Genomic DNA, 23,537 nt, shown 5'->3' with positions numbered 1-23,537 from the left:
CGCGCGCGAGATCGGGCACGCAAGGACGCAGAATCGCCTGCAAACCGGGGTGCTCAGCTCGCGATGTAGCTCTGGAGCTGTTCGCGTTCGCTCTCCAGCAGGTCGATGCGCGCCTTCACCAGGTCGCCGATGCTGACGATGCCGACCAGCTCCCCGTCCTCGACGACAGGGAGGTGGCGGAAGCGGCCCGCCGTCATGACGCGGGCCAGGTCGGTCACCGCGTCACCGGGGGCGCAGGTGGTGACGTCGGAGGTCATGATGTCGGCGACCCGGCCGTCGAGCAGGGCCGCCCCGCCGGCGTGCAGGCGCCGCACCACGTCGCGCTCGGACACGATGCCGACGAGCCTGCCGCCGTCGACCACGGGCATCGCGCCGACGTTGTAGCTGCTCAGCGTGGCGATCAGCTCCGCGACGGTGGCCGTGGGACCCACCGTGGCCACCGCTGTGCCCTTGCCTCGTAGTACGTCCGCGATCCGCATGACGAAACCCCGATCCCATCGCCGTTGATGGGACCGAGGGTACGAACGTGACCTGGGTTACGTAACCCCCGATCAGGTGCAGGTGACGATCGGTGACGGGTTGTACCGGACCGTCCGGGTCGGGTCGACGCGCACCTGGCCGGTCTTCACGTTCTTGAGCGTGCGGGTGTTGGTGATCGTGAACCCGGGCGCACCCTGGCTGGGCTTGCACCCGTCACCCGCGGGAAGCGTGATCCGCTTCGGCGACGTCGGGTTGGTGCGCGGACCCGACGTCGAGGTGACGTCCCAGACCTTGGTGCCGAAGATCTTCACGTTGAGCGACGACGGCGTCCACCCGGTCTGGATCATCACGGCGGTCGGGTTGTCGTTGCGGAACTTCAGGTCGATGACGTCGTCGAACACCGTCGCCTCGCGCCCGGCCGGGTACCGGCTGATGTAGAAGCTGTGCTCCTTGTGCTCGACGTTCGTCATGCCCGCGAAGTAGGCCGCGTTGTAGAGCGTGGTGGCCACCTGCGAGACGCCGCCGCCGATGCCGCGGGCGGAGTGGCCGTTCTCGATGATGCCGGCCTCCACGTAGCCGTGGGCCGCGTCACGGGGGTTGGTGACGGCGTTGAGGCTGAACGTCTCGCCGGGCTGCACGATCTTGCCGTTGATCTGCTCGGCCGCGCGCTTGATGTTCTGGCCCGAGTCGGAGGCGAAACCGCCCGTCTGGAACTCACCGATCACGCCGCTGATGCCCAGCGCGCCGAGCTGCTCGGTGGTGAGCTTGGCCGGCTGGTCGGCGTAGACGGCCGTGATCGAGCGCTCACCGCTGCCGGTGAGCACGGGCAGCAGGTCCTTGAGCGTGGCCGGGTAGTCGATGCCCCGTCCGTCCTGCGACGGGACGACCACCGCGGTGCCGGAGGAGAAGTCCAGCGCGGCGTCGCGCCCGGGCTTCTCCGACGCCGCGAGCTGCGGCTTCAGCGCGGCGGTGACGGCGTCCCGGTTGATCTGCGGGACCAGCCCGGTGGGGTCGGCGCGGAACGACAGCGACTTCGCGATGACCTCGGGCTCGAGCGTGCCCTTCGTGCCGTTCTCCCCGAGGACCGCGACAGGCGCCGAGACGGCCGGTGTGGCCACCTTCTGGATGGCCGTGGCGACCTGGTCCGGCGTGGTGACGGCCGGGAGCGTGGTGACCGGGAGCGTGACGGGGGAGCCGCTCGCCCAGTCGCGCTCGAGCACCGCGGCGGCCGCGGGGGCGTCGAGCTTCTGGCCGGGCACCGGGTCGACGGCCACCGGGGTGACGCCGTCGAAGCGGACCGTGCCCTCGACCGGCACCTTGTCGACGGCGGGCGCGAGCTGGGCCAGCGCGGTGTCGAGCGCGGTGCGGTCGGTGCTCGTGGCCACGCCCACCTCACGGGAGGTGAAGAACGACGTGATCCGCGTGATCGGGTTGAGCGGCTGGGAACCCGCGCGGTCCAGCGTGCCGGCCCAGTCGACGGTGAGCCCGGCGGCGCGCGGGTCGAGGTCGTTGCGGGCCTCGCCCGCGGTGACGGGCACCGTCTGCGTGGTGCGCGGCTCGATCTGCGTGCGCAGCGTCTGCTCGGCGTCGGCGAGGGAGAGCCCGCCCACCGGCACGCCCGCGACCGTGGTGCCACGGGGCACCGAGCCGGAGCTCAGCAGCAGGTCGCCGCCGTAGAGCAGCCCGACCAGCGCCACCGCGCCGGCCCCGATCAGCAGCCGCTTGCGGCCGCGACCCGAACCGGAGGTCTCGGCCGGGCCGTCGACCGGCGGCGGGGAGGCCGGACACGGGGAGGCGGGAAGCTGCATCTGCTCGGTGGGTGCGTCGATGCCGGGTGCCGGGCGGACGTCACGGGGGATGACCTGCGTGGACTCCGCGTCGGATGAGGCGAACCAGCTGCCCAGGCCGTCGGTGGTGAGGCGGGTGGCGACGGTCGGGTCGTCCCCGGACGGCGGACGCCCGGCCGACTCGGACCGCGGGCCGGGGGTCGGGGCGGCACCCTCCACCCCGTCGCCCTCCGGCGCAGGCTCGGCCGGTGCAGCACTCTCCGGTCCGGCGGGCTCGGGGGCAGGGCTGTCCGGGGAGGCGGCGTGGGGCGCGGTGACCTGCTCGGTCAGCACGGTGGCGTCGGCCACCGGCGCGTCCGCGGCCGGGGCCTCGCCCGGCTCGACCGGAGCGGGCTCGGCCGCATCGGGCTCGGCCTGCACCTGGTCGGCCACCTGGTCCGCGACCGACGGGGCCGTGACCGTGTCACCGTCCACCGGAACGCCCTGCGCCCCGGTGGTGCCGCCGAACTGCTCGTCGTCGGCGTCGCGCGTTGTGACCTCGCCGGACGAGGTCTGCCGGTCGGGCATGAAGTCCGTTCCCCTCAACCATCTCGGACGACCCCGCAGGGCCGGCACTCACAGGTACAGGCCGGTTCCGTGTTCGGTGCGCTCGGTGGCGACGGCGTGCAGCTCACGCTCCCGCAGGACGAGGTAGGTGACCCCCTGCACGTCGACCTCGTACTGCTCGTCCCGAGCGAACAGCACGCGGTCGCCGACCTTCACCGTGCGGACGTGGTTGCCCACGCCGAACACCTCTCCCCACACCAGACGCCTGGCGACCTCCGCGGTGGCCGGGATGACGATCCCCGCCCCGCTGCGCCGCTCGCCGTTGCCGTCGGCCTTCACCATCAGGCGGTCGTGCAGCATCTGGATCTCGAGCCTGGGGTCCTGCACGGCGTTGATGCTACGGACTTCGCATTTCGCCCTCCGACCGACCCGAAACGGGCCCGGACACGAAGAAACCCCGCGGTGCTGGCAGGTCGGGGGTCCGACAGCACCGCGGGGCTGTACTGGGAATCGGTCGGGCGGACCGATGTGTTACCTCTCAACTGATGATCTCGTCGATTCACTCGATCGGCGTAACAGTGTCACGCCTGGGCGAGCAGGTACCGCCCGAAATGGGGCACGGTGAACGCGATCTGGCCGCGCTGGGCCGAGAACACGAGCCCTTTCTTCATGAGGCTGTCCCGGGCGGGCGAGAGCGACGACGCCCGGCGCGCCAGGTGCTCGGCGATCCCGGAGGTACCCACCGGCTCGTCCCGGCCGTCGGTCAACTCGGCCATGGCGCGGAGGTACTCCCGCTCGGCGGGGGTGGCCCGCTCGAACCGGGATCCGAAGAAGCCCACGGCCAGCTCCGCCTCCGCCTCCGGGGCCGCCATCTTCACGTCCGCCGCCGTGATGGGGCTGCGCACCGCGGCGTCCCAGGCCGCCTTGCCGTACGCCTGGACGAAGTACGGGTAGCCCCCCGAGGCGTCGTAGAGCGCGTCGAGGGCGTCGGTGTCGAAGGCCGCGTCCTCCCGCTCGGCGGGGGCCAGCAGCGCGAAGTCGGCGTCGGCCCGGTCGAGCTGCCCGATGCGGACGTAGGTGAACAGCCGCTCGCTGTAGGACTTCGACGCCGAGAGCACCGCGGGCAGGTGCGGCAGGCCGGCCCCCACCACCACCAGCGGCGAGCGGGACTGCGACAGCTCGTGGCACGCGGCGCACAGCGCGGAGACGTCGTCGGGCCGCAGGTCCTGCATCTCGTCGATGAGGATCGCGACGCCGCTGCCGATGTCGGCGGCCAGGCTCGCGACCTCGGTGAACAGCTCGACGAGGTCGATCTCGATGTCGCCGGAGTCGGCCCGGCCGTTGCGCACGGGCACGTCGATGCCGGGCTGCCAGCGGTCGCGGAGCTTGGCCCCCTCGGGCGAGGAGCGCAGCGCGAACGCCTTGAGTACGCCGAGCACCTCGTCGACGCGGTCGGGGGAGTCGTGGCGCACGGCGAGGTCGCGGATGGCGCGGTGCAGAGCGGCCGAGAGGGGCCGGCGCAGGTCGGCGTCCGGCCGGGCCTCGATCTTGCCCGCACCCCAGCCCGCGTGCATGGCCATGGACCGGAGCTCGCCGAGCAGCACGGTCTTGCCGACGCCGCGCAGGCCGGTGAGCACCAGGCTGCGCTCGGGGCGGCCCCGCGCGACCCGTTCCAGCACGATCTCGAACGCGTCGACCTCCTTGTCGCGGCCGGCGAGCTCGGGGGGTCGCTGGCCTGCGCCGGGGGCGAAGGGATTGCGCACGGGGTCCACGCATCGGACGGTATCGGCGTTTCTTGCCGGAACCGTAGAAGCGGCTAGGAAGAGCTGGTGGGCGTGTCGGACAGTATGTGCCTGCCTCAAGCGGACGCTAGAGAGCCGTAGAGAGCCCGATCAAGCCCGCCGCGTACCCGCGTCCACGACGCAGTACACCCCGTATGCACCGAACCCGACGGCCACCACCACCAGCAACGACGTGCCGAGCGCGGTGGAGCCCAGCGCCCGCAGCGCGGCGTCGAGACCGCCGGCGCGGGCCGGGTCGGCCATGAACGCGGCGGTGCCGGCGAGCAGTCCCACCACGGCCAGGGCGAGCGCCCGCGCGAGGGTGCCCACCGCCCCGACCACCTCGATCGCCCGCCGCGTCGCACGGGGGAGGCGCCGCACGTCGAGATCGCCCATGAACGTCCGGCGCACGCCCGTGTAGACCATCCCGCCGGCGATCACCAGGATGATCACCGCGGCCAGGTCCAGCAGGATCCGACCGGCCGGTGCGGCGAGGACGGCGGCGGCCAGCGTATCGACGGTGACGCCACCGACCTGACCGGTGAGGTAGTCGATCACGATGACGGCCATCGCGATCACCGCGATCGACTTCGACACCGCGCCGAACCGCTTGCGGAACCGTTCCCCGCCGGAGACCCAGCGGAAGCCGATGGCCGCGGCGGTGAGCTGCCACAGGGCGAACGCGACGAGGCCGATCGCGACGATGACGAGGACGACGACCCCACCGGGGGACCGGCCGATCGCACCGACCGCGCCGTCGGTGTCGGCCGGCGCGGCCTGGTGCCCGCGGGCGATCTGCAGGGCGAGCCAGGCCACGAGCAGGTGGACCAGCCCGTAGCCCACGAGCCCGACCCGGCCCAGGGCGTCGACCAGCGGTCCGGGCGCGTCCGACGGCCCCTCCCGCACAAGGCGGCGGAGCAGGCGCATCGGCGTGGTCACCCGCAGAGCTAACCCTGGCCCGCACATCGCGCTCTCTTCGGCTCTCTCGAAGGAGAAGTAGATTCCGGTAGAGAGCCCGATCGTGCTTGGCCGCGGCATGGCCTGGGACCCCGATTCACCGGAGGTCGTGACGACCGGAGCCCGTGCCGTTCACCGCCCGATGTACGACGAGTGGGATTCTGATCACCTAGAGCGATCTTCTTACCCTGTTCGTCGCAATCTGTAACGTATTCGGCGTAGGCGCGAGTCCTCCGACGTGACATTCCGGGATCGACGCGCGTCGGCGTCGGCGCTGGCCCGCCCCACCGACCAGGCCCGCCGCGTGCTGCGGCTGGCCGAGTCGCTCCTGGCCGGGCTCGCCGTGGTGGTGGCCGTGGCCGTCGGGGTGGTCGCGACGCTCACCCGCCCCGCCACCGACCACGACCCCCAGCTCACGGGCACGCTCGTCGCCGTGTCGGTGCTGGTGCTCTGCTGGGCGCTGCTGGGCATCGCGGTGGCGTGCGGCAACCGGTACCTCGCGACGACGGACCGGCTGCGGTGGACCGCCGACTGGTCGCGGGTGGAGCCGGAGTGGACCGGGCGCCCTCAGCGGGCGTCGGGCCCGGACACGACCGACCCCTCGATGACGGGGTGATCACCGCCGCGCTGCGGGGTGGTGACGACGTCTCCGTCCAGGATGGTGCTGCCGGTGCGGATCCGCGCCGTGCGCAGACCCGGTGACCGCTCCTCCGCCGCCCGCACCAGGCGCTTGCGCACCACCGCCCGCACCGGCGGGACGAGCAGCAGGAGCCCCGCCAGGTCGGTGACCAGGCCCGGGACGAACAACAGCACGCCCGCACCGGCCACCAGCAGCCCGTCGGTGAGCTCCGAGTGCGCCCACTGGCGGTTCGTGACGGCCCGGGCGAGGGCCTGCGCGGCGCGCACGCCCTCGCGGCGCGCGAGCCACAGACCCACGACCGAGCTCGCGAGGAGCACGAGCAGCGTCCACCCGAGCCCGATCGCCGAACCCAGGGCGACGAGCGCGACGATCTCGACCACGAGGTACAGGAGCACGAACGGCATGCCCGTCTAACGAACGAGATGCCGTTCGTGCTCCCGAATCGGGTAACGGGTCGGTCACCAGGTGAGAGCGAGTCCCGGATCGGTCAGCAGCGCGCCGACGTCGGCCAGGAAACGCGAGCCCTGCTCGCCGTCGACGAGGCGGTGGTCGAACGACAGCGCGAGCTGGCAGACGGTGCGCACGGCCAGCTCGCCGTCCACCACCCACGGGGTCGGCTTGATCGCCCCGACGGCCAGGATCGCCGCCTCGCCCGGGTTGATGATCGGCGTGCCGGTGTCCACCCCGAACACCCCGACGTTGGTGATGGTGAACGTGCCGCCCATGAGGTCGGCCGGGGGAGTCTTCCCCGAGCGCGCCGTGGCCGTGAGTCCGCCGAGCGCGCCGGCGAGCTCGCGCAGGGTGAGCGTGTCGGCGTCGCGCACCTTCGGCACGATCAGCCCGCGCGGGGTGGCCGCGGCGATCCCGAGCTGGACGCGGTCGTAGTAGACGATCTCGCCCGCCGCCTCGTCCCAGTGCGCGTTGACCTCGGGCGTGCGCCGGGCGGCCAGGCACACCGCCTTGGCGACGAACGCGAGCGGCGTCAGCTTCACGTCGCTGTACTCGCGGGTGGCGCGCAGCCGTTCCCGGAGATCCATCGTGGCGGTGATGTCGACGGCGAGGAACTCGGTGACGTGCGGCGCGGTGAACGCGCTGCTCACCACGGCCGCGGCAGTGGCCTTGCGGACGCCGCGGATCGGCTCGCGCCGGACCCCACCGGACGCCACCGGGGCGGCGACGGGCTCGGGTGCGGCCACGTGGGCGTGCACGTCCTCGCGGGTGATCACGCCGCCGGCGCCGGACGGGACGACGGTGCGCAGGTCGACACCGAGATCGCGGGCGAGCTTGCGCACGGGCGGCTTGGCCAGCGGCACGAGCCCGTGATCACCGTTCGGGGACGCGGGACCGGACGGGGGACGGCTCGCGGTCCCGGAACGCTGGTCACCGCCCGGTGCGGCGGCGCCGACCCGGTCATGATCGACGGATGGGGACGCGGAATCGTGGGAGGCACGGTCGACGGTCCCCGAACGACGATCACCATCCGGCGCGACGGCGGCGGGCGCCATCTGCCCGTGATCACCGCCCGGGGACGCGGAGCCGGACGGGGCGCGGTCCGCGGTCCCCGACGCCTGATCCCCGGCTGCGGGCGCCGCCGCGCCCCGGCGGGGGCGACGCGTGACCGAGCCGGGGCGCGGACCGTAGCCGACCAGCGTGGCGATGCGGCCGTCCTTGCCCGCCTCGCCGATCTTGGCGCCCTTCTCGTCGTCGACCGGGGCGGCCGGGGCGGGCGCGGGCGCCGCCTCCGCCGTCTCGATCGCGATGATGGGGGAGCCGACGGCCACGGTCTCCCCCGTCTTGACCAGCAGGTCCACCACCGTGCCCGCGTACGGGCACGGCAGCTCGACGGCGGCCTTGGCCGTCTCGATCTCGCAGATGATCTGGTTGACGGTGACCGTGTCACCGGGGTTGACGTTCCACGTGACGACCTCGGCCTCGGTGAGACCCTCGCCGACGTCGGGCATGGCGAACTCGCGGAGCATCCCGATCACCAGCCCAGCGAACGGTCGACGGCGTCCAGCACCCGGTCGAGGTCGGGGAGGAAGTCCTCCTCGCACTTCGACGGCGGGTAGGGGGTGTCGAAGCCCGTGACCCGCAGCACCGGCGCCTCCAGCGAGTGGAAGCACTGCTCCTGCACGCGGGCGGCCACCTCGGCGGCCACCGACACCTCCGACGGCGCCTCGGCCACCACGACGAGGCGGCCGGTGCGGCGCACCGAGTCGAACACCGGGTCGAGGTCGAGCGGGGAGAGCGTGCGCAGGTCGATCACCTCGAGCTCGGTGCCGTCGGCGGCCGCGGCGGTGGCGGCCTCCAGGCACGTCTTGAGCACGGGGCCGTAGCCCACCAGCGTCAACGCGGAGCCGGGCCGGACGAGCCGGGAGGTGTGCAGCGGGGGCGGGGTGGCCGAGACGTCGACCTCGGCCTTGTCCCAGTAGCGCCGCTTGGGCTCGAAGAAGATCACCGGGTCGTCGCTCGCGATGGCCTGCTGGATCATCCAGTAGGCGTCGTCGGCGTTCGAGCACGCCACGACCTTCAGCCCCGCGACGTGCGCGAACAGCGCCTCGGGCGACTCGCTGTGGTGCTCGACGGCCCCGATGCCGCCGCCGAACGGGATGCGCACGACCACCGGCATCGGCACCTTACCCTGCGACCGGAAGTGCAGCTTCGCGAGCTGGGAGACGATCTGGTCGTAGCCGGGGAACACGAAGCCGTCGAACTGGATCTCGCACACCGGGCGGAACCCGCGGATCGCGAGCCCGACCGCGGTGCCGATGATGCCGCTCTCGGCGAGCGGGGTGTCGAGCACGCGCTGCTCGCCGAAGTCCTTCTGCAGGCCGTCGGTGACGCGGAAGACGCCGCCGAGCTTGCCGACGTCCTCGCCCATGACCAGGACCTTGGGGTCGCGCTCCATCGCGGCGCGCAGGCCGTCGTTGATCGCCTTCGCCATCGTCAGAACAGCCATGTCAGGCCCCCTCGAAGGAGGCATGGTACGCCAGGAACGCCTCGCGCTGGGCCTCCAGCGTGGGGGAGGGCTCGGCGTAGACCTTCGAGAACATCCGGTCGGGCGCCGGCGGCGGCATGTCCACGCAGAACTGCCGGAACCGGGCCGCGAGCTCGTCGGCCTCCGCCTGGATGCCGTCGAAGAACCCCTGCTCGACGCCGTGCTCGCGCACGAGGTTGACGCGCACCCGCTCGATGGGGTCCTTCAGCTTCCACAGCTCCAGCTCGTCGGCGAGGCGGTAGCGGGTGGGGTCGTCGGAGGTGGTGTGGGCGTCCATCCGGTAGGTGAACGCCTCGACGAGCACCGGCCCGTTGCCGGTGCGGCACTCCTCCAGCGCCCAGCGCGTGACGGCGAGGCAGGCGAGCACGTCGTTGCCGTCGACGCGGATGCCCGGGAAGCCGTAACCCTGCGCGCGCTTGTAGAGCGGAACGCGGGTCTGGCGCTCGGTGGGCTCGGAGATGGCCCACTGGTTGTTCTGGCAGTAGAAGACGACCGGCGCGTCGTAGACCGCGGCCCAGACGAAGCCCTCGTGGACGTCGCCCTGGCTGGTGGCGCCGTCGCCGAAGTAGCAGATGGTGGCCTCGGCGTCGGATCCGTCGCCGACCTTGCCCTCGAACTTCTGGCCCATCGCGTAGCCGGTGGCGTTGAGGCACTGGTTGCCGATGACGATCGTGTAGAGGTGGAACCGCTTCTCGATGGGGTCCCAGGTGCCGTGGTCGGTGCCGCGGAAGATGCCGAGCAGGTCGGTGGGGTCGACGCCGCGCGTCCACGCGACGCCGTGCTCGCGGTAGGACGGGAACGCCATGTCCTGGGGCGCGAGCGCGCGGCCGGAGCCGACCTGGGCGGCCTCCTGGCCGAGCAGCGGCACCCAGATGCCCAGCTGGCCCTGGCGTTGCAGCGCGTTGCCCTCGCGGTCGAACCGGCGCACCAGCACCATGTCGCGGTAGAGGTTCTTCAGGGTGTCCAGGTCGATGTCGGCGGCGTAGCGGTCGAACCGGGGATCGGTGACGCGCTCGCCCTCCGGCGTGAGCAGCTGGACGAGGTCGGCACCGCCCTCGTCGGTGGCCTTCAGCCCGGCGACGACCTGGTCGTGGGTGGGTACGGCGGTATCCGCCGACGTGACGGGTGTCCAGGACTGTGGGACGGACACTGGTGCCTCCTCGTGCTCGGCGTTCCCGCGCCGGTTCGTGGCCGGGGCGGGCGACTGCGTGGGCGACGCCCGGGTGGGGGCGTCTCACCCGCATCCTGGCACGCCGGAACCCGTCCGGACACAGCTCCGGCCCGCCTCCCGGGGGAAGCGGGCCGGAGGGGGATCAGTGCGCCGGGCCGGGCGAGGGCTTGCGCGGCGTGGGCTGACCGTAGACCGGCGCCCCACCGAGCTCGGACGCGGCGTCCGGGTGGAAGCCGTTGCCGGTGGCGCTGCCGAAGCCCGGCGTCTCGCGGATGCCGGCGGCGGACTTGGCCTTCTTCGCCACCCCGCTGATCTGCCCCGAGTACTTGCCCTTCGTCTGCTTGTCGACGAACTGGGCGGCCTGGTCGAGGTACTTGGCCGCCTTGTCCGGGTTCTTCTTGGCGTACCTGCGGGCGGCCTCGGCCGCGGTCGCGAGGGTGGCCAGCTTCTTGAACAGGGGCATTGCGGTCCTCCGTCGTGGGTGTGTTCACCGGTTCAACGCGTGGGTGTCGACCCGGAGTTCCCTGGAGTACCCACTCCCGCCACCGTTGTCACACGAACCTTCCGAGAACTCACGGAGGGTGACGTCATGCAACGGTGACCGCCGATCAGGTGTCACGCAACGGACTTGGTGGCAGCATCCGACCGTACTCACCGTTGCCACCAGGAGGTCCGCCCGTGCGTCCCCGCTTGCTCTCCAGTATCGCCGTCGTGGCCACAGCCGCCGTCGTCCTCGCCGGCTGCGGCGCAGGCGGTGACGGCAGCGGCAGCGGCAGCGGCAGCGGCAGCGGCAGCGGCAGCGGCAGCGGCGGAGCCTCCGCCAGCAGCACCGCCATCCCCGTGCCCGCGAAGGACGACGCGCTGGCCGCGATGGTGCCCGCGTCCGTCTCGGCGGACGGCAAGATCGTCGTCGGTACGGACGCCTCGTACGCGCCGAACGAGTTCACCGCCCCCGACGGCACCACGGTCATCGGCATGGACGTCGACCTCGGCACCGCGGTCGCCGAGAAGCTGGGCCTCAAGGCCGAGTTCCAGAACAGCAACTTCGACGGGATCATCCCGGGCATCACCGGCAAGCGCTACGAGCTGGGCATGTCGTCGTTCACGATCAACGACGAGCGCGTCAAGTCCGTCGACATGGTCAGCTACTTCAGCGCCGGCACCAGCCTCGCGGTGGCGAAGGGCAACCCCGACGGCATCACCGGCGCGGACGCGCTGTGCGGCAAGGCCGTCGGCGTGCAGACCGGCACCGTGCAGGCCGAGGACATCGTCAAGCGCAACACCGCGTGCACGGCGGCGGGCAAGCCCGCCATCGCCGTCACGCAACTGCAGGCCCAGAGCGACGTGACGCTGGCGCTGGCCTCGAAGCGGATCGTCGCGATGCTCGCCGACTCGCCCGTCGTCGCCTACGCGGTGACCACCACCGAGGGCGCGCTCGAGGTGGTCGGCACGCCGTACGACACCGCGCCGTACGGCATCGTGCTGGCCAAGAACCAGGGCGACTACGCGAAGGCCGTGCAGGGTGCCGTGCAGGCGCTGATCGGCGACGGCACCTACGCCGCGATCCTGAAGAAGTGGAACGTCGACGCCGGCGCCATCCCGACGTCCGAGGTCAAGAGCTGACGTGACCGGTCCCGCAGTCGGCACGACGAAGCACGAGCACCCGATCGAGGCGGTCCCGCTGCGGCACCCCGGGCGCTGGGTGGCCGTCGCGGTGCTCGCCGTGCTGGCGGCGATGCTCGTGCACACGGTCCTCACCAACGAGGGGTTCCGCTGGGACGTGGTGGGGCGGTACCTGTTCTCCACGCCGATCCTCAACGGCCTGGCCAACACGCTGCTGCTCACCGTCCTGTCGATGGTCATCGGCGTCGTGGGGGGGATCGGGCTCGCGGTGATGCGGCTGTCGCCCAACCCGGTCCTGACCGGCGCCGCGGCCGTGTACATCTGGTTGTTCCGCGGCACGCCGCTGATCGCCCAGCTGCTGTTCTGGAACTACCTCTCCGCGCTCTACCCGCGGCTCGGACTCGGCATCCCGTTCGGGCCGGTGTTCGTCTCGGCCGACGTCAACAGCCTGATCACGCCGTTCGCGGCGTGCCTGCTGGGCCTCGGGCTCAACGAGGCCGCGTACATGGCCGAAATCGTGCGCGGCGGGCTGCAGTCGGTGGACCGCGGGCAGAGCGAGGCGGCCGGAGCACTGGGACTCTCCCGGGTCCAGGCGCTGCGCCGGGTCGTGCTGCCCCAGGCCATGCGAGTGATCATCCCGCCCACGGGCAACGAGACCATCTCGATGCTCAAGACCACGTCACTGGTGGTCGTGATCGGGTACTTCGAGCTGCTCACCTCGGCGCAGCGGATCTACTCGACGAACTTCCAGACCATCCCGCTGCTCATCGTCGCCGCGGCCTGGTACCTGGCCCTGACCTCGGTGCTGTCGGTCGGCCAGGGGTTCATCGAGCGGAAGTACGGCCGCGGCTTCGACCCCACCCCGTCGGCGGGCGCGCGGATGTTCTTCCTGCGCCGGAACCCGGAGCAGGCGGCATGACCGAACCCATGGTCGAGGCCCTCGACATCTACAAGAGCTTCGGCAGCGTCGAGGTGCTGCGCGGGATCAACCTGACGGTGATGCCGGGCGAGGTCGCCTGCGTGATCGGGCCGTCGGGGTCGGGGAAGTCGACGTTCCTGCGCTGCGTCAACCACCTCGAGACCATCGACGCCGGCCGGATGCGGGTGGAGGGCGACCTCATCGGCTACCGCGAGTCCGGTGGGAAGCTCTACGAGCTGCGCGAGTCGGAGGTGGCGCACCAGCGTCGCGACATCGGGATGGTGTTCCAGCGGTTCAACCTCTTCCCGCACATGACGGCCGCCGAGAACGTGATGGAGGCGCCGCGCACGGTGCGGCGCGAGTCGAAGACCAAGGCCCGCGAACGGGCGGTGGCGCTGCTGGAGCGCGTCGGGCTCGTCGAGAAGTGCGACTCCTACCCCGCCCAGCTCTCCGGCGGTCAGCAGCAGCGCGTGGCGATCGCCCGGGCGCTGGCGATGGAGCCGAAGCTCATGCTCTTCGACGAGCCGACGTCCGCACTGGACCCGGAGCTCGTCGGCGAGGTCCTCGACGTGATGCGCGGCCTCGCGCGCGACGGCATGACCATGATCGTGGTGACCCACGAGATGGGCTTCGCCCGCGAGGTCGGCGACACCCTGGTCTTCATGGACGAGGGCCGGATCGTGGAGGCCGGCAACCCGCGCGACGTCCTGACCAACCCGCGGGAGGAACGTACGAAGGCGTTCCTGAGCAAGGTCCTCTGACCGGGTCGCACCGCCGAGCTGCTCCGCCCAGGAAGATCATCACGTTCCGGAACAACGGTCCCCGTCGGGGCGGTCGGGGATCGAGGCCGTTTCGTGCAGCACCGGGGTGAAGCCGTGGGACAGCGCCTGCACCGACGTCTGCGGGGTCAGCACCGTGAGCTCACCGGCGGGGCGCGGGACGGTGTCGGACCAGCCGCCGAAGGAGAACGCGAGGAGCCGCCCGCCCAGCACGAGCCGCGGGCCGTCGTGGAGCACCACGGCGCCGTCGGGCACCGACCGGGCCGTCCAGCGCCGGCCGCGTTCCGTGGCGAGCAACCGGTTCAGATCGCCCGCCCGCACCTGCTCCCCGCGCGCTTCGGACACGGCGTCGCGGTAGCGGCGGTAGGTGGCGTAGCGGCACTCCCCGCACGGACGGTGCCCGGCCGCGAGCGCCACCGCGTCGTCGAGGAAGAACACCGGCGTCCAGCGGCCGGGCCGCGCCAGCCCCACCCGCCGGCCGCGGAACTCCGTCACGCAGGTGATCCACAGGCGACCCCGGTGGTGCCGGACCACCCGCTCCCGGTCGTCGACGAGACAGCCGCGGTTGCCCGTGAACATCCCCCGCTCCGGGACGGCGTGCAGCTCCCCGAAGGGGTCGACGCGGTTGCGACGCGGCACTCCGGCGCCCCTCCATTCCGACGAACGGCACTCTCGTCGGACCCTAGGAGACGGGAGTCCCGTTCGTCGGGCGGGTCAGGCGATCAGGCAGCCGCAGGCGGCCACGTCCTGCTCCGGAGCACCGAAGTGCGCGCAGATCGGGGCGCCGGACAGGAGCAGCTCGAGCCGGGCCAGCGCGTCGATGCCGAAGTGCGCCTTCGCGATGGCCTCGTTGTGGTCGAGCAGCGACGGGTCGGATCGGCGAGGAACGACTTCAGCGTCGAGGGGTCCGACGCGTCGAACCAGCGGAAACCGAACGCCTCCAGCTCGCGCGCCACCGGGAAGTCGCCGACCGCGATGGGCTTGCGGTGCAGCGCCGACTCGATCAGGGGCAGCCCGAATCCCTCCCACGACGACGGCAGCGCGACGGCAGCGCGACGGCAGCGCGACGGCAGCGCACGCCGCGTACGCGCCGGGCATCTGGACGCCGAACGGCAGCCGCCGCCGCACGGGCACCCCGCCCGCACCGAGCACCGCGCGGAGCTCGGCCTGGTAGCCGTCCTCCGCGGGGCCGGTGAGCCAGTAGGTGCCGCCGACCGCGGCGGTGGCGGCCAGCCCGATCTCGATGCCCTTGCGCGCGATCGCCCGGGTCGGCTGCAGCACCAGCGGCTCGTCGCCCACCTTCAACCGGCGGCGGACGGCGTCACGCTGCTCGGGGCAGGGCCGCTCGTCGAAGCCGTGGTAGATCGTGGTGGCCGCGATGCCGCGGCGCTCCTCCAGCGCGTGGCGGGCCATCTCGTTGATCGTGACGTGCCGCCACGACGGGTCGTGCGGCGGCCAGGTCGTCAGGCCCGCGTACTTCTCCCGTTCCCAGGGCAGGTCGTGGTGGCGGAGCACCGCGGGGCGGCCCTGCAGGTACTCGGCCACCGCCTCCCCGACGCCCTGGTTCATCGGCAGCGAGCAGACGTTGTCGACCACCACCACGTCGACGTCGTCGAGCGCCGCCGCCAGCTCCCGGCGCCTCGGGGGCCGGCGCGACTCCAGCGCCAGACTCCTGATCAGGACGTCCGGCCGGCCGTCACCGGCGACCGTCCGCACCCGTACCCCCAGCCGGCGCAGCGCGCGGCCCCATTGGGCAGCCGTCACCGATACGCCGTCCGCCATACCGAGGCGGTAGGACAGGATCGCCGCCCGCCGCCCGAACAGGTTCGACATGGGCGAATGATCCGACGCCGATGTTGCGCCGGGATGAGCGGCGCGTTGCCGGAGCCGCCTCGTCGACGTTGATGATCCGGACCCCGGGAGCGCAACGGGCCGGGCCGTCGGGTCGGCAGGCGGCATGTGAACCGACTCCAGCTCACCGCCACCGCCGTCGCGGGCGCGCTCGTCCTCCTCGTCTCGGCCGTCGGCTGCGGATCGACGGAGCCGGGGCTGCCGACCGCGTCGGTCGCCGTCACGGCGCCTGCCCATGCCCCGACGACGGCGTCCACCGCCGCGCCGACGACGGCGCCGGTGACGACCACCGTCGCATCGCGGCCCGCCGCACGTCACGGCCCCGGAAGCGGTGCCGCAGTGCGGCCCGCGGCGATCATGGGCTCAGCGCGGCAGGCGGCCCATCAGGAAGAACTCCGGGTTGGGCCGCAGCGCCGTCAGGTGGGCGAGCCGGTTGGACATCGCGAACAGCGCCGTGATGGCGCCGACGTCCCAGATCTCCTCCTCCGACAGCCCGGCCAGGCGGGCGTCGTCCAGCTCGGCCTCGGTCAGCGCCGCGGAGTCGGTGGCGATGAGCAGCGCGAGGTCGACGATCGCGCGCTCCCGCGGGCTCAGCTCGACGCCGTAGGGGTTGGTGGCGACCCGGTCGGCGATCTCGGGGTCCTTCGTGCGCACGCGCAGGATCGCGCCGTGGGCCACGACGCAGTAGGTGCAGCTGTTGGCGCCGGACGTCGCGACGACGACCAGCTCCCGCTCGGCCTTGCTCAGTCCTTCGGAGGACTCCATGAGCGCGTCGTGGTAGTCCAGGAACGCGCGCAGCTCTGCGGGCCGCCGCGCCAGCGCCCGGAACACGTTGGGGACGAACCCCGACTTCTCCGCGACGACCCCGATGCGATCCCGCAGATCGATGGGCATGTCCTCGAGCTCGACGTGGCCGAAGCGGCTCACCGGGTGGTCGTTCATGACCTCACGCTAGGCCCTCAGGCCCCCGCCTGACCCACCGGTGCGATGTGCGGGCGGGAGGGGGTCTGCGTGATCGGGACGACGCGTCCGGGGCTCGCGGTGACCCGCCCGCGGATGACCAGCGCCGACGCCCGCTGGAGGACGCTGAGCAGGCTCGGGGAGCCCTCCGGCTGGTCGCCCGGCGCCACGACCGCGATCAGGCGCGGAGCCACGGCGGTGAGCAGCAACCGCTCCACCCCGAGCCGCGCGGCGCCCAGGACGATCACCGCGTCGGCGGCGTCGGCCTCCGGGACCGACGACAGGAGCCCGTCGATCGTCTGGAGGCAGGCCAGGCCCAGGGCGTTGCCGCCGAGGGTCTCCCACGCCTGGGCGAGGTGGGGCGCACCCTCACCGAGCCGGCGCAGGAGCTCGCCCTGGCGGGCCTCGTCCTGCGCCTCGCGGCGGGCGCCCCCGAGGGCCTCCAGCGCGGCGACGTAGCCCACGGCGTCCTGTGCGCGCAGCGCGGCGACCGCCCACCGGTGCTCCGGCGACATCGCGGACGCGGAGCACCGCATCTCCAGCTCCGAGGCCATCCGTTCGAGGTCGCGGCCCGCCTCCGCGGTGGAGCCGTGCTCGGCGTACTCCAGGATCGCCGCCGCGACCTGCTCCGCCGTGTCGACGTCGGGCACCGACAGGGGCGAGTTCGGGGCGATGAACAGCACGTCGTGCCGCAGCGCACCCACCGAACGCGCCGCCGCGGCCACGCGGACCAGGCCGTCGGCGAGCTCGCTGAGCTCGGCCTCGTTGCGCGGGGCGTGCATGCCGATCTGCGCGCAGTTGGCGTCGATGCGGGTGAGTCGCTCGCCGACCTCGAGGTGGTCGATGACGCGCTGGACGTCCTCGACGGACTCGGGGATGCGGCCGCCGACGCGCAGCATCCGCAGCACCGGCTGGACGTCACGCGCGACGGGCGGGCGGAAGTAGGACCGGACGCGACCGCCGGACGCGACGAGGAACTCGCGGTAGCGGCGCAGGGCGTCGGCCGACCCGGTGGGCAGCGGGGCGGCGACCTGGACGGCCGGGGCCGACCGGGTGCGGTCCAGCGCGGCCACGGACTGGGCCGCGTCCTCGATCATCTTGTCGAACACGCTGCGGTTGGTGCCGTAGATGAGGTCGGCCAGCAGCCGCCACGCCCACTCGCCGCCGACCCGCGGCGGCATCCCGCCGAGCGACCGGTTGACGCACCGCGCCACCGACGTGACGGCCTCGCGGCGTTCGGGGGCGAGATCGGCCAGCAGGGACGGGATGAGTCCCGCGGCGGCGCCGGGAGCGTCGGCACGCCCGGCCCGGTTGCACAGGGGCTCCACGTCGGCGGGCAATGGGAGCACCGACGGATCGGGCAGCACCTGCCCCGGACGGGCCCGACGCCCGGGGGTGGACATGGCCAGGAGCGTGCGGAGCTCGCGGACCTCACTCGGGGACAGCGCCGGCAGCTGGTCCACCACCCGGGCGACGACGTCGCTGGGCAGGCTGTGGCGCACCTCGGCGAGCTCGGCGACGGTGGAGCCCGTGACCAGGACGCGGCGTCCGTCGGCCACCAGCGCGGAGACCGCGTCGGCCACCGCGGCGGCATCGAAACCGTCGAGCACGACCAGGTTGTTGCTGCGCACCGCGGAGACCACGGAACCGGAGTCCTCGGTGGGGCGGCGCTGCGACGGCGGCAGCTCCGACACCGACGCCGCAAGCGACTCGGCCAGGCGGCGCAACCCCGGCGGTGAGTACCCCGCGCCGATGACCCGGCGGATCTGACGCTTCGCCAGCGTCGTGGGCCGGTCGGTCCCCGCGGCTGCGAGGCGGTCGACGAACACCGCGAGGTCGGAGTCGTCTGCGTCTCTGGCGCTCCCGCCGCTCTCGGCGGTAGCCGGTCCGACATGCAACAACGTGGTCACCTCCGCCAGCCGACGCCGGGCGGCGCCGGTCACCCTTCGTATCGCGGGCGCCCACAGGATGTTGCACCCCGATGTGGTGATCGGCAATCGCCGATTGCTCGAACGGTCACTCTCGGCGGCATCCGGTCACCCGTCCGAGGGAACACGTCCGTGAACATCCGATGGATCACGGGGAAAGGGCCCACGACACGCCGTCGTGGATCCTTCCCGCGCTGAGCGGTCGCCTCCGAGCGCCCGGCGGTCAGCCGTGGGTGAGCACTCCCGCCGGCGGCTTGATCCGGTCGGAGCCCTCGTCGGCGTGGTAATCGCCCGGGAGGGTCTCGTCGGCCCCTTCGGCGACCTTGGCCGCGCGCAGGATCGCCGTGACCACGACCGCCACCAGCAGGTTCACCACCAGCGCCACGAAGCCGACGTAGATCTGCACCGTGGACCCCGTGAACGGGTGCCAGCCGAAGACGGTCAGCTTGTCGAGCGCGAGTGCCGATCCGCCGAAGTGCAGCTTGCCGTTGGCGGGGTTGGGGATGATGTAGAGCAGATACAGCCCGTAACCCATGCCGACCGCCCAGCCGGCCACCAGACCCCAACGGTGCAACCAGCGCGTGTAGAGCGCGATCGCCACGGCCGGCAACGTCATCAGGATGATGACACCGCCGATGAGCTGCAGGTCGATGGAGAACTGCGGGTCGATGAGCAGCACGAACAGCACGGCGCCGAACTTCACCACCAGCGACGCCAGCTTCGCCTGCCGCGCCTCCTGCGCCGGGCTCGCGTCGCGGCGGATGTACTCCTTGTAGACGTTGCGGGTCCACAGGTTGGCCGCGGCGATCGACATGATGGCCGCGGGCACCAGCGCCCCGATGCCGATGGCCGCGAAGGCGATGCCGGCGAACAGCGAGCCGAACTGCGTCTCGAACAGCTGCGGGATGATCGTGTTGGTGTCGGGGCGGCCCGTGGCGTTGTTGGTGATGGGCTTGGTGCCCGCCGCGATCGCCACGTAGCCCAGCAGGGCCAGCAGGCCCAGCAGCAGCGAGTAGGCCGGCAACGCCATCATGTTGCGCTTGATCACGTTGCGGCCCCGCGAGGCCAGGATGCCCGTCACGGAGTGCGGGTACAGGAACAGCGCGAGCGCCGACCCGAGCGCCAGGGTGATGTACTGCAGTTGGTTGTTGGCATTGAGCAGCACGCCGTCGGCCGGACTCGGCGTGGCGTCGAACTTCGCCTGCGCCGCGCCGAAGATCGAGCCCCAGCCCCCCAGCTTCGCGGGCAGGTAGAGCACGGCCACCAGGATCACGATGTAGATCAGGATGTCCTTGGCGAACGCGATCAGCGCCGGCGCCCGCAGCCCCGACTGGTAGGTGTAGACCGCCAGCACCACGAACGCCACCAGCAGCGGCAGGTGCCCGAGGAGGCCACTCCCGTTGAGCCCCATCGTGCGCAGCACGGCCTCCAGGCCCACGAGCTGCAGCGCGATGTAGGGCATCGTCGCGACCAGGCCCGTGATGGCCACGAGGAACGCGAGCAGTGACGAGCCGTAGCGGCCACGCACGAAGTCGGCCGGCGTCACGTACCCGTGCACGCGCGACACCGACCACAGCCGCACCACCGGCAGGAACACCAGCGGGTAGAGCACCACCGTGTAGGGCAGCGCGTAGAAGCCGAGCGCGCCTGCACTGAACAGCAGCGCCGGGACGGCCACGAACGTGTAGGCGGTGTAGAGGTCACCGCCCACCAGGAACCACGTGATCCAGGAGCCGAACCGGCGCCCGCCCAGACCCCACTCGTCGAGGTTGTCCAGTCCCGACCCCCGCTGCCAGCGCGAGGCCACGAACCCCATCACGGTGACCGCCAGGAACAGCACGGCGAACACCACCAGCTCGGTCCACTTCACCGGAGGTTCCCTTCGTCGAGGTCGTCGACGTCGGACGGGGTGCCGGGCGCGACCGGCTCGTTCGGGTCGCGCGTCATGACGTAGACGACCGCGACGCAGATGACGCCGACGGGTACGAACGCGAACTGCACCCAGTACAGGTAGGGCAGGCCGAACAGGTGGGGCTCCTGGGAGTTGAACCAGGGGGTGACGAGCATGAGGAGGGGGACGAGCAGGAGCAGGTTCCACGCACTGAAGCGCAGTCCCTCCCCCTGGTCCCGGGATTCGTGTGTCGACTCTGACATGGGTGCTCCCGCTGGATCGCAGCGATCAAGGACTGGCCGGAATGGTAGGACGCGGGAGCCGAAATGTCCCCGATCGGAGGACACCATGTGGTCACGACGGTCCGGTGGCCGGCGGGTAGGGCGGCGGGCGGCGCCTCGTGATCGTCGTTCCGGGACGCGGAACCGTGTGCCCCACAGCTACCGGTCCCCGGACGACGATCCCGCCACCACCGCGTCCCGAGCCACCCGTGCGCGCACCGGGTCCGGACACGTCTCCGGCCCGCCGCGGGTGCGCGACGGGCCGGAGACGGACGTACGGGGCAGCTACATGCCGAGGCGGAGCTTCAGGGACTCGAGCTCGTCGCGCATCGAGGTGGGCAGCTTGTCGCCGACCTTCGCGAACCACTCCTCGATCAGCGGGATCTCGGCCTTCCACGCCTCGACGTCGACCGAGAGCACCTCGTCGATGTCGGCGACCGGGGTGTCGAGACCCTCGAGGTCCATCTGGTCGGACGTGGGCACGTAGCCGACGGCCGTCTCGGTGGCGGCGGCCTTGCCCTCGATCCGCTCGATGACCCACTTCAGCACGCGGGAGTTCTCACCGAACCCGGGCCACAGGAACCGGCCGTCGTCGCCGCGGCGGAACCAGTTGACGTAGAAGATCTTCGGCAGCTTGTCGGAGTCGGCGCCCTTGCCGACGTTCACCCAGTGCTGGAAGTAGTCGCCGACGTTGTAGCCGAGGAACGGCAGCATCGCCATCGGGTCGCGGCGGACCTCGCCGAGGCCGCCCTTCGCCGCCGCCGTCTTCTCCGACGACATGGTGGCGCCCATGAACGTGCCGTGCTGCCAGTCGCGCGACTCGGTGACGAGCGGGACCGTGGTCTTGCGGCGGCCGCCGAACAGGATCGCCGAGATCGGGACGCCCCGGGGGTCCTCCCACTCCGGCGCCACGACGGGGCACTGCGAGATCGGCGTGGTGTAGCGCGAGTTCGGGTGCGCGGCGTTGAAGTCCGAGTCCGGCGTCCAGTCCTGGCCGGTCCAGGACTTCAGGTGCTGCGGATCCCCCTCGAGCCCCTCCCACCAGATGTCACCGTCGTCGGTGAGCGCGACGTTCGTGAACAGGGAGTTGCCGTGGCTGATCGTCTTCATCGCGTTGGGGTTGGTCTTCCAGTTGGTGCCGGGCGCGACACCGAAGAAGCCGTACTCGGGGTTGACCGCGTAGAGCCGGCCGTCCTCGCCGAAACGCATCCAGGCGATGTCGTCACCGATGGTCTCGGCGCGCCAGCCGGGGATGGTCGGCTGCAGCATCGCGAGGTTGGTCTTGCCGCACGCCGACGGGAACGCCGCCGCGACGTAGTAGGCCTTCTCCTCCGGGGAGATCAGCTTGAGGACCAGCATGTGCTCGGCGAGCCAGCCCTCGTCGTGGGCCATGGCCGAGGCGATGCGCAGCGCGTAGCACTTCTTGCCCAGCAGCGCGTTGCCGCCGTAGCCGGAGCCGTAGCTCCAGATCTCGCGGGTCTCGGGGAAGTGCGAGATGTACTTGGTCTCGTTGCAGGGCCACGTGACGTCGGCCTGGCCGGGCTCGAGCGGGGCGCCGACGGAGTGCAGCGCCGGGACGAAGCGGTCGCCTGCGGGGCCGTCGAGCAGGGGGAGCACGGAGGCGCCCATGCGGGTCATGATCTTCATCGAGGCCACGACGTACTCGGAGTCGGTGATCTCCACGCCGAGGAAGGGCTGCTCGGCGTCCAGCGGGCCCATACAGAAGGGCACGACGTACATCGTCCGGCCGCGCATGCACCCGCGGTAGAGCTCCGACATCGTGGCCTTCATCTCGGCCGGGTCCATCCAGTTGTTGGTGGATCCGGCGTCCTGCTCGAGGACGGAGCAGATGAAGGTGCGCTCCTCGACACGGGCGACGTCGTCGGGGTCGGAGGCGGCCCAGAAGGAGTTGGGCTTCTTCTCCTCGTCGAGCTTGACGAACGTGCCGGCCTCGACGAGGTGGGACGTGACGCGGTCCCACTCCTCGTCGGAACCGTCGCACCAGACGATGCGGTCGGGGGTGGTCAGCTCAGCCACTTCACGAACCCAGGACAGCAACCGCGCATTCTCGGTCGGCGCTTCGTCCAGCCCTGGCACGGTTGCTGCAGTCATATCGTCCTCACTTCTGGCCGGCGCCCCGGCCGCGGGAAATGCTCCGCGCACCCGGACCATCGGGGGCCGGGTGTGCAGGTGAAAGATGAGATCCGACGGTACATGCGGCAGGTGGGTATCCCCACCGCTGGCTGCTGTCGATTGACTCACAAGACCGATCATGTAATCGATTCAGAAGGGACAGAAACGTTTTCGGATGCCCATTCAGATGATCTCTCCGCCGCCCGGTTGACCAGCGCCGGAACGATCTCCCCCCTTTGCGGTCCGGACACCGAGACCACCGACACACGTGACGCGCGCCGCACCTCGTGTCCGGCGGCCCGTCGTCCAGACCGGGAAATCGCCGGGCATCGGGCGTAGTGTTCCGCCGAAGGTCCGATGCCGGGAGGCCACGATGACTCCGACCACCCTCTACATCGCCCTGCTGGTCGTCGGGATCGCACTGACGTTCCTCGTCGGACGGCTGCTGGTCACCGCCGGGGAGCCGTTCCTCGAGGAGGTGTTCCGCGACCGCGCGGTCACCCGCTCGGTCAACCTGCTGCTCTCGGTGCTGTTCCACCTGATCACCCTCGGCGTGCTGGCGATCATCTCCGTCGTCGACTTCACCGCAGGCGATCCGCTGCAGACGTTCGTCGCGCGGCTGGGCGTGGTGCTGCTGATCCTCGGCGTGGCCTACGGCATCTCGATGCTGGTGCTGATCCGGGTGCGCGAGCGCCGGCGCGCCGACGACATCTCCGAGCAGGTCTCGGAACGCCTCGCCGACCGCGGCGTCGACACCCGCCCGCCGCCCCCGCGCCCCGAGACCACCACCCGCCCCGCCGACTGACGACGGC

At 71.8% G+C, this 23,537-nt stretch carries 22 protein-coding genes; 5 read left to right on the top strand and 17 right to left on the bottom strand.

The features are described 5' to 3' along the window. Positions 1-53: 53 nt before the first annotated feature. From BGP03_RS25680 to BGP03_RS25660, 5 genes are all read right to left on the bottom strand, one after another. On the bottom strand, positions 54-479 hold the full coding sequence (locus BGP03_RS25680; RefSeq protein ID WP_296370548.1) for a CBS domain-containing protein: 426 nt from the start codon (positions 477-479) through the stop codon (positions 54-56). A 72-nt stretch (positions 480-551) separates the two neighbouring features. Next, positions 552-2,834 (bottom strand): VanW family protein, encoded by a 2,283-nt coding sequence (locus BGP03_RS25675; RefSeq protein ID WP_298799405.1) that lies wholly within the window; start codon positions 2,832-2,834, stop codon positions 552-554. 48 nt (positions 2,835-2,882) lie between these two features. Beyond that, entirely contained in the window at positions 2,883-3,200 is a 318-nt protein-coding gene (locus tag BGP03_RS25670) for a co-chaperone GroES (RefSeq protein WP_298799406.1), read from the bottom strand. 194 nt (positions 3,201-3,394) lie between these two features. Further along, on the bottom strand, positions 3,395-4,585 hold the full coding sequence (locus tag BGP03_RS25665; RefSeq protein ID WP_296370551.1) for an ATP-binding protein: 1,191 nt from the start codon (positions 4,583-4,585) through the stop codon (positions 3,395-3,397). A 120-nt stretch (positions 4,586-4,705) separates the two neighbouring features. Next, on the bottom strand, positions 4,706-5,533 hold the full coding sequence (locus tag BGP03_RS25660; protein WP_298799407.1) for a DUF1206 domain-containing protein: 828 nt from the start codon (positions 5,531-5,533) through the stop codon (positions 4,706-4,708). Positions 5,534-5,789: 256 nt separating this feature from the next. Here BGP03_RS25660 and BGP03_RS25655 point away from each other — a divergent pair, with 256 nt between their 5' ends. Then, a complete protein-coding gene (locus BGP03_RS25655; RefSeq protein WP_296370553.1) occupies positions 5,790-6,167 on the top strand; it encodes a hypothetical protein in 378 nt (125 codons plus the stop codon). On the opposite strand, the gene BGP03_RS25650 is transcribed toward BGP03_RS25655, so the two are convergent. The 5 genes from BGP03_RS25650 to BGP03_RS36075 form a co-directional block, all read right to left on the bottom strand. Then, positions 6,119-6,595, bottom strand: coding sequence for an FxsA family protein (locus BGP03_RS25650; protein WP_296370554.1), 477 nt, complete (start codon positions 6,593-6,595; stop codon positions 6,119-6,121). The two genes, BGP03_RS25655 and BGP03_RS25650, sit on opposite strands and share 49 nt — an antisense overlap. A gap of 54 nt (positions 6,596-6,649) precedes the next feature. After that, complete coding sequence (locus tag BGP03_RS25645) at positions 6,650-8,170, bottom strand: dihydrolipoamide acetyltransferase family protein (RefSeq protein ID WP_296370618.1); 1,521 nt, start codon at positions 8,168-8,170, stop codon at positions 6,650-6,652. Between the two features lie 5 nt (positions 8,171-8,175). After that, positions 8,176-9,150, bottom strand: a complete 975-nt coding sequence (locus tag BGP03_RS25640; RefSeq protein WP_296370555.1) for an alpha-ketoacid dehydrogenase subunit beta — start codon at positions 9,148-9,150, stop codon at positions 8,176-8,178. 1 nt (position 9,151) lies between these two features. Further along, positions 9,152-10,339, bottom strand: a complete 1,188-nt coding sequence (gene pdhA, locus BGP03_RS25635) for a pyruvate dehydrogenase (acetyl-transferring) E1 component subunit alpha (protein WP_298799408.1) — start codon at positions 10,337-10,339, stop codon at positions 9,152-9,154. 163 nt (positions 10,340-10,502) lie between these two features. Beyond that, positions 10,503-10,823, bottom strand: coding sequence for an antitoxin (locus tag BGP03_RS36075; RefSeq protein ID WP_363094485.1), 321 nt, complete (start codon positions 10,821-10,823; stop codon positions 10,503-10,505). A 248-nt stretch (positions 10,824-11,071) separates the two neighbouring features. Here BGP03_RS36075 and BGP03_RS25625 point away from each other — a divergent pair, with 248 nt between their 5' ends. From BGP03_RS25625 to BGP03_RS25615, 3 genes are read left to right on the top strand one after another with little or no spacing between them, the layout of a single operon-like run. Continuing rightward, positions 11,072-11,983 (top strand): ABC transporter substrate-binding protein, encoded by a 912-nt coding sequence (locus BGP03_RS25625; RefSeq protein ID WP_298799409.1) that lies wholly within the window; start codon positions 11,072-11,074, stop codon positions 11,981-11,983. A 1-nt stretch (position 11,984) separates the two neighbouring features. Then, complete coding sequence (locus BGP03_RS25620; protein WP_298799410.1) at positions 11,985-12,902, top strand: amino acid ABC transporter permease; 918 nt, start codon at positions 11,985-11,987, stop codon at positions 12,900-12,902. Further along, positions 12,899-13,663, top strand: coding sequence for an amino acid ABC transporter ATP-binding protein (locus BGP03_RS25615; RefSeq protein ID WP_296370559.1), 765 nt, complete (start codon positions 12,899-12,901; stop codon positions 13,661-13,663). The genes BGP03_RS25620 and BGP03_RS25615 overlap by 4 nt, the downstream gene beginning before the upstream one ends. 39 nt (positions 13,664-13,702) lie before the next feature. On the opposite strand, the gene BGP03_RS25610 is transcribed toward BGP03_RS25615, so the two are convergent. The 7 genes from BGP03_RS25610 to BGP03_RS25580 form a co-directional block, all read right to left on the bottom strand. After that, entirely contained in the window at positions 13,703-14,320 is a 618-nt protein-coding gene (locus tag BGP03_RS25610) for a hypothetical protein (protein WP_296370560.1), read from the bottom strand. Positions 14,321-14,395: 75 nt separating this feature from the next. Next, on the bottom strand, positions 14,396-15,514 hold the full coding sequence (locus tag BGP03_RS25605) for a hypothetical protein (protein ID WP_298799411.1): 1,119 nt from the start codon (positions 15,512-15,514) through the stop codon (positions 14,396-14,398). 381 nt (positions 15,515-15,895) lie between these two features. Beyond that, entirely contained in the window at positions 15,896-16,474 is a 579-nt protein-coding gene (locus BGP03_RS25600; protein WP_296370562.1) for a peroxidase-related enzyme, read from the bottom strand. Between the two features lie 17 nt (positions 16,475-16,491). Continuing rightward, entirely contained in the window at positions 16,492-18,321 is a 1,830-nt protein-coding gene (locus BGP03_RS25595) for a hypothetical protein (RefSeq protein ID WP_298799412.1), read from the bottom strand. Between the two features lie 322 nt (positions 18,322-18,643). Next, on the bottom strand, positions 18,644-20,290 hold the full coding sequence (gene mctP / locus BGP03_RS25590; RefSeq protein WP_363094481.1) for a monocarboxylate uptake permease MctP: 1,647 nt from the start codon (positions 20,288-20,290) through the stop codon (positions 18,644-18,646). Next, positions 20,287-20,574 (bottom strand): DUF3311 domain-containing protein, encoded by a 288-nt coding sequence (locus tag BGP03_RS25585; protein ID WP_296370564.1) that lies wholly within the window; start codon positions 20,572-20,574, stop codon positions 20,287-20,289. Before BGP03_RS25585 ends, mctP begins: the two co-directional genes overlap by 4 nt. Before the next feature lie 303 nt (positions 20,575-20,877). Next, positions 20,878-22,704 (bottom strand): phosphoenolpyruvate carboxykinase (GTP), encoded by a 1,827-nt coding sequence (locus tag BGP03_RS25580; protein WP_298799413.1) that lies wholly within the window; start codon positions 22,702-22,704, stop codon positions 20,878-20,880. Between the two features lie 394 nt (positions 22,705-23,098). On the opposite strand from BGP03_RS25580, the gene BGP03_RS25575 reads away from it, so the two are divergent. Continuing rightward, positions 23,099-23,530, top strand: coding sequence for a hypothetical protein (locus tag BGP03_RS25575; protein ID WP_296370566.1), 432 nt, complete (start codon positions 23,099-23,101; stop codon positions 23,528-23,530). Positions 23,531-23,537 lie beyond the last annotated feature (7 nt).

Source organism: Pseudonocardia sp. 73-21 (genome assembly GCF_001899645.1).
Lineage (GTDB): Bacteria > Actinomycetota > Actinomycetes > Mycobacteriales > Pseudonocardiaceae > Pseudonocardia.
Note: the sequence above shows the minus strand (reverse complement) of the source record. Positions and strands in the feature narration are given on the sequence as shown.

Excerpts from the sequence above, each read along its gene's own strand:
- BGP03_RS25585 (WP_296370564.1), bottom strand. The coding sequence starts at position 20,574 with ATGTCAGAGTCGACACACGAATCCCGGGACCAGGGGGAGGGACTGCGC.
- BGP03_RS25675 (WP_298799405.1), bottom strand. The coding sequence starts at position 2,834 with ATGCCCGACCGGCAGACCTCGTCCGGCGAGGTCACAACGCGCGACGCC.
- BGP03_RS25680 (WP_296370548.1), bottom strand. The coding sequence starts at position 479 with ATGCGGATCGCGGACGTACTACGAGGCAAGGGCACAGCGGTGGCCACG.
- BGP03_RS25640 (WP_296370555.1), bottom strand. The coding sequence starts at position 9,150 with ATGGCTGTTCTGACGATGGCGAAGGCGATCAACGACGGCCTGCGCGCC.
- BGP03_RS36075 (WP_363094485.1), bottom strand. The coding sequence starts at position 10,823 with ATGCCCCTGTTCAAGAAGCTGGCCACCCTCGCGACCGCGGCCGAGGCC.
- BGP03_RS25645 (WP_296370618.1), bottom strand. The coding sequence starts at position 8,170 with ATGCTCCGCGAGTTCGCCATGCCCGACGTCGGCGAGGGTCTCACCGAG.
- BGP03_RS25580 (WP_298799413.1), bottom strand. The coding sequence starts at position 22,704 with ATGACTGCAGCAACCGTGCCAGGGCTGGACGAAGCGCCGACCGAGAAT.
- BGP03_RS25650 (WP_296370554.1), bottom strand. The coding sequence starts at position 6,595 with ATGCCGTTCGTGCTCCTGTACCTCGTGGTCGAGATCGTCGCGCTCGTC.
- BGP03_RS25615 (WP_296370559.1), top strand. The coding sequence starts at position 12,899 with ATGACCGAACCCATGGTCGAGGCCCTCGACATCTACAAGAGCTTCGGC.
- BGP03_RS25575 (WP_296370566.1), top strand. The coding sequence starts at position 23,099 with ATGACTCCGACCACCCTCTACATCGCCCTGCTGGTCGTCGGGATCGCA.
- BGP03_RS25600 (WP_296370562.1), bottom strand. The coding sequence starts at position 16,474 with ATGAACGACCACCCGGTGAGCCGCTTCGGCCACGTCGAGCTCGAGGAC.
- BGP03_RS25605 (WP_298799411.1), bottom strand. The coding sequence starts at position 15,514 with ATGTCGAACCTGTTCGGGCGGCGGGCGGCGATCCTGTCCTACCGCCTC.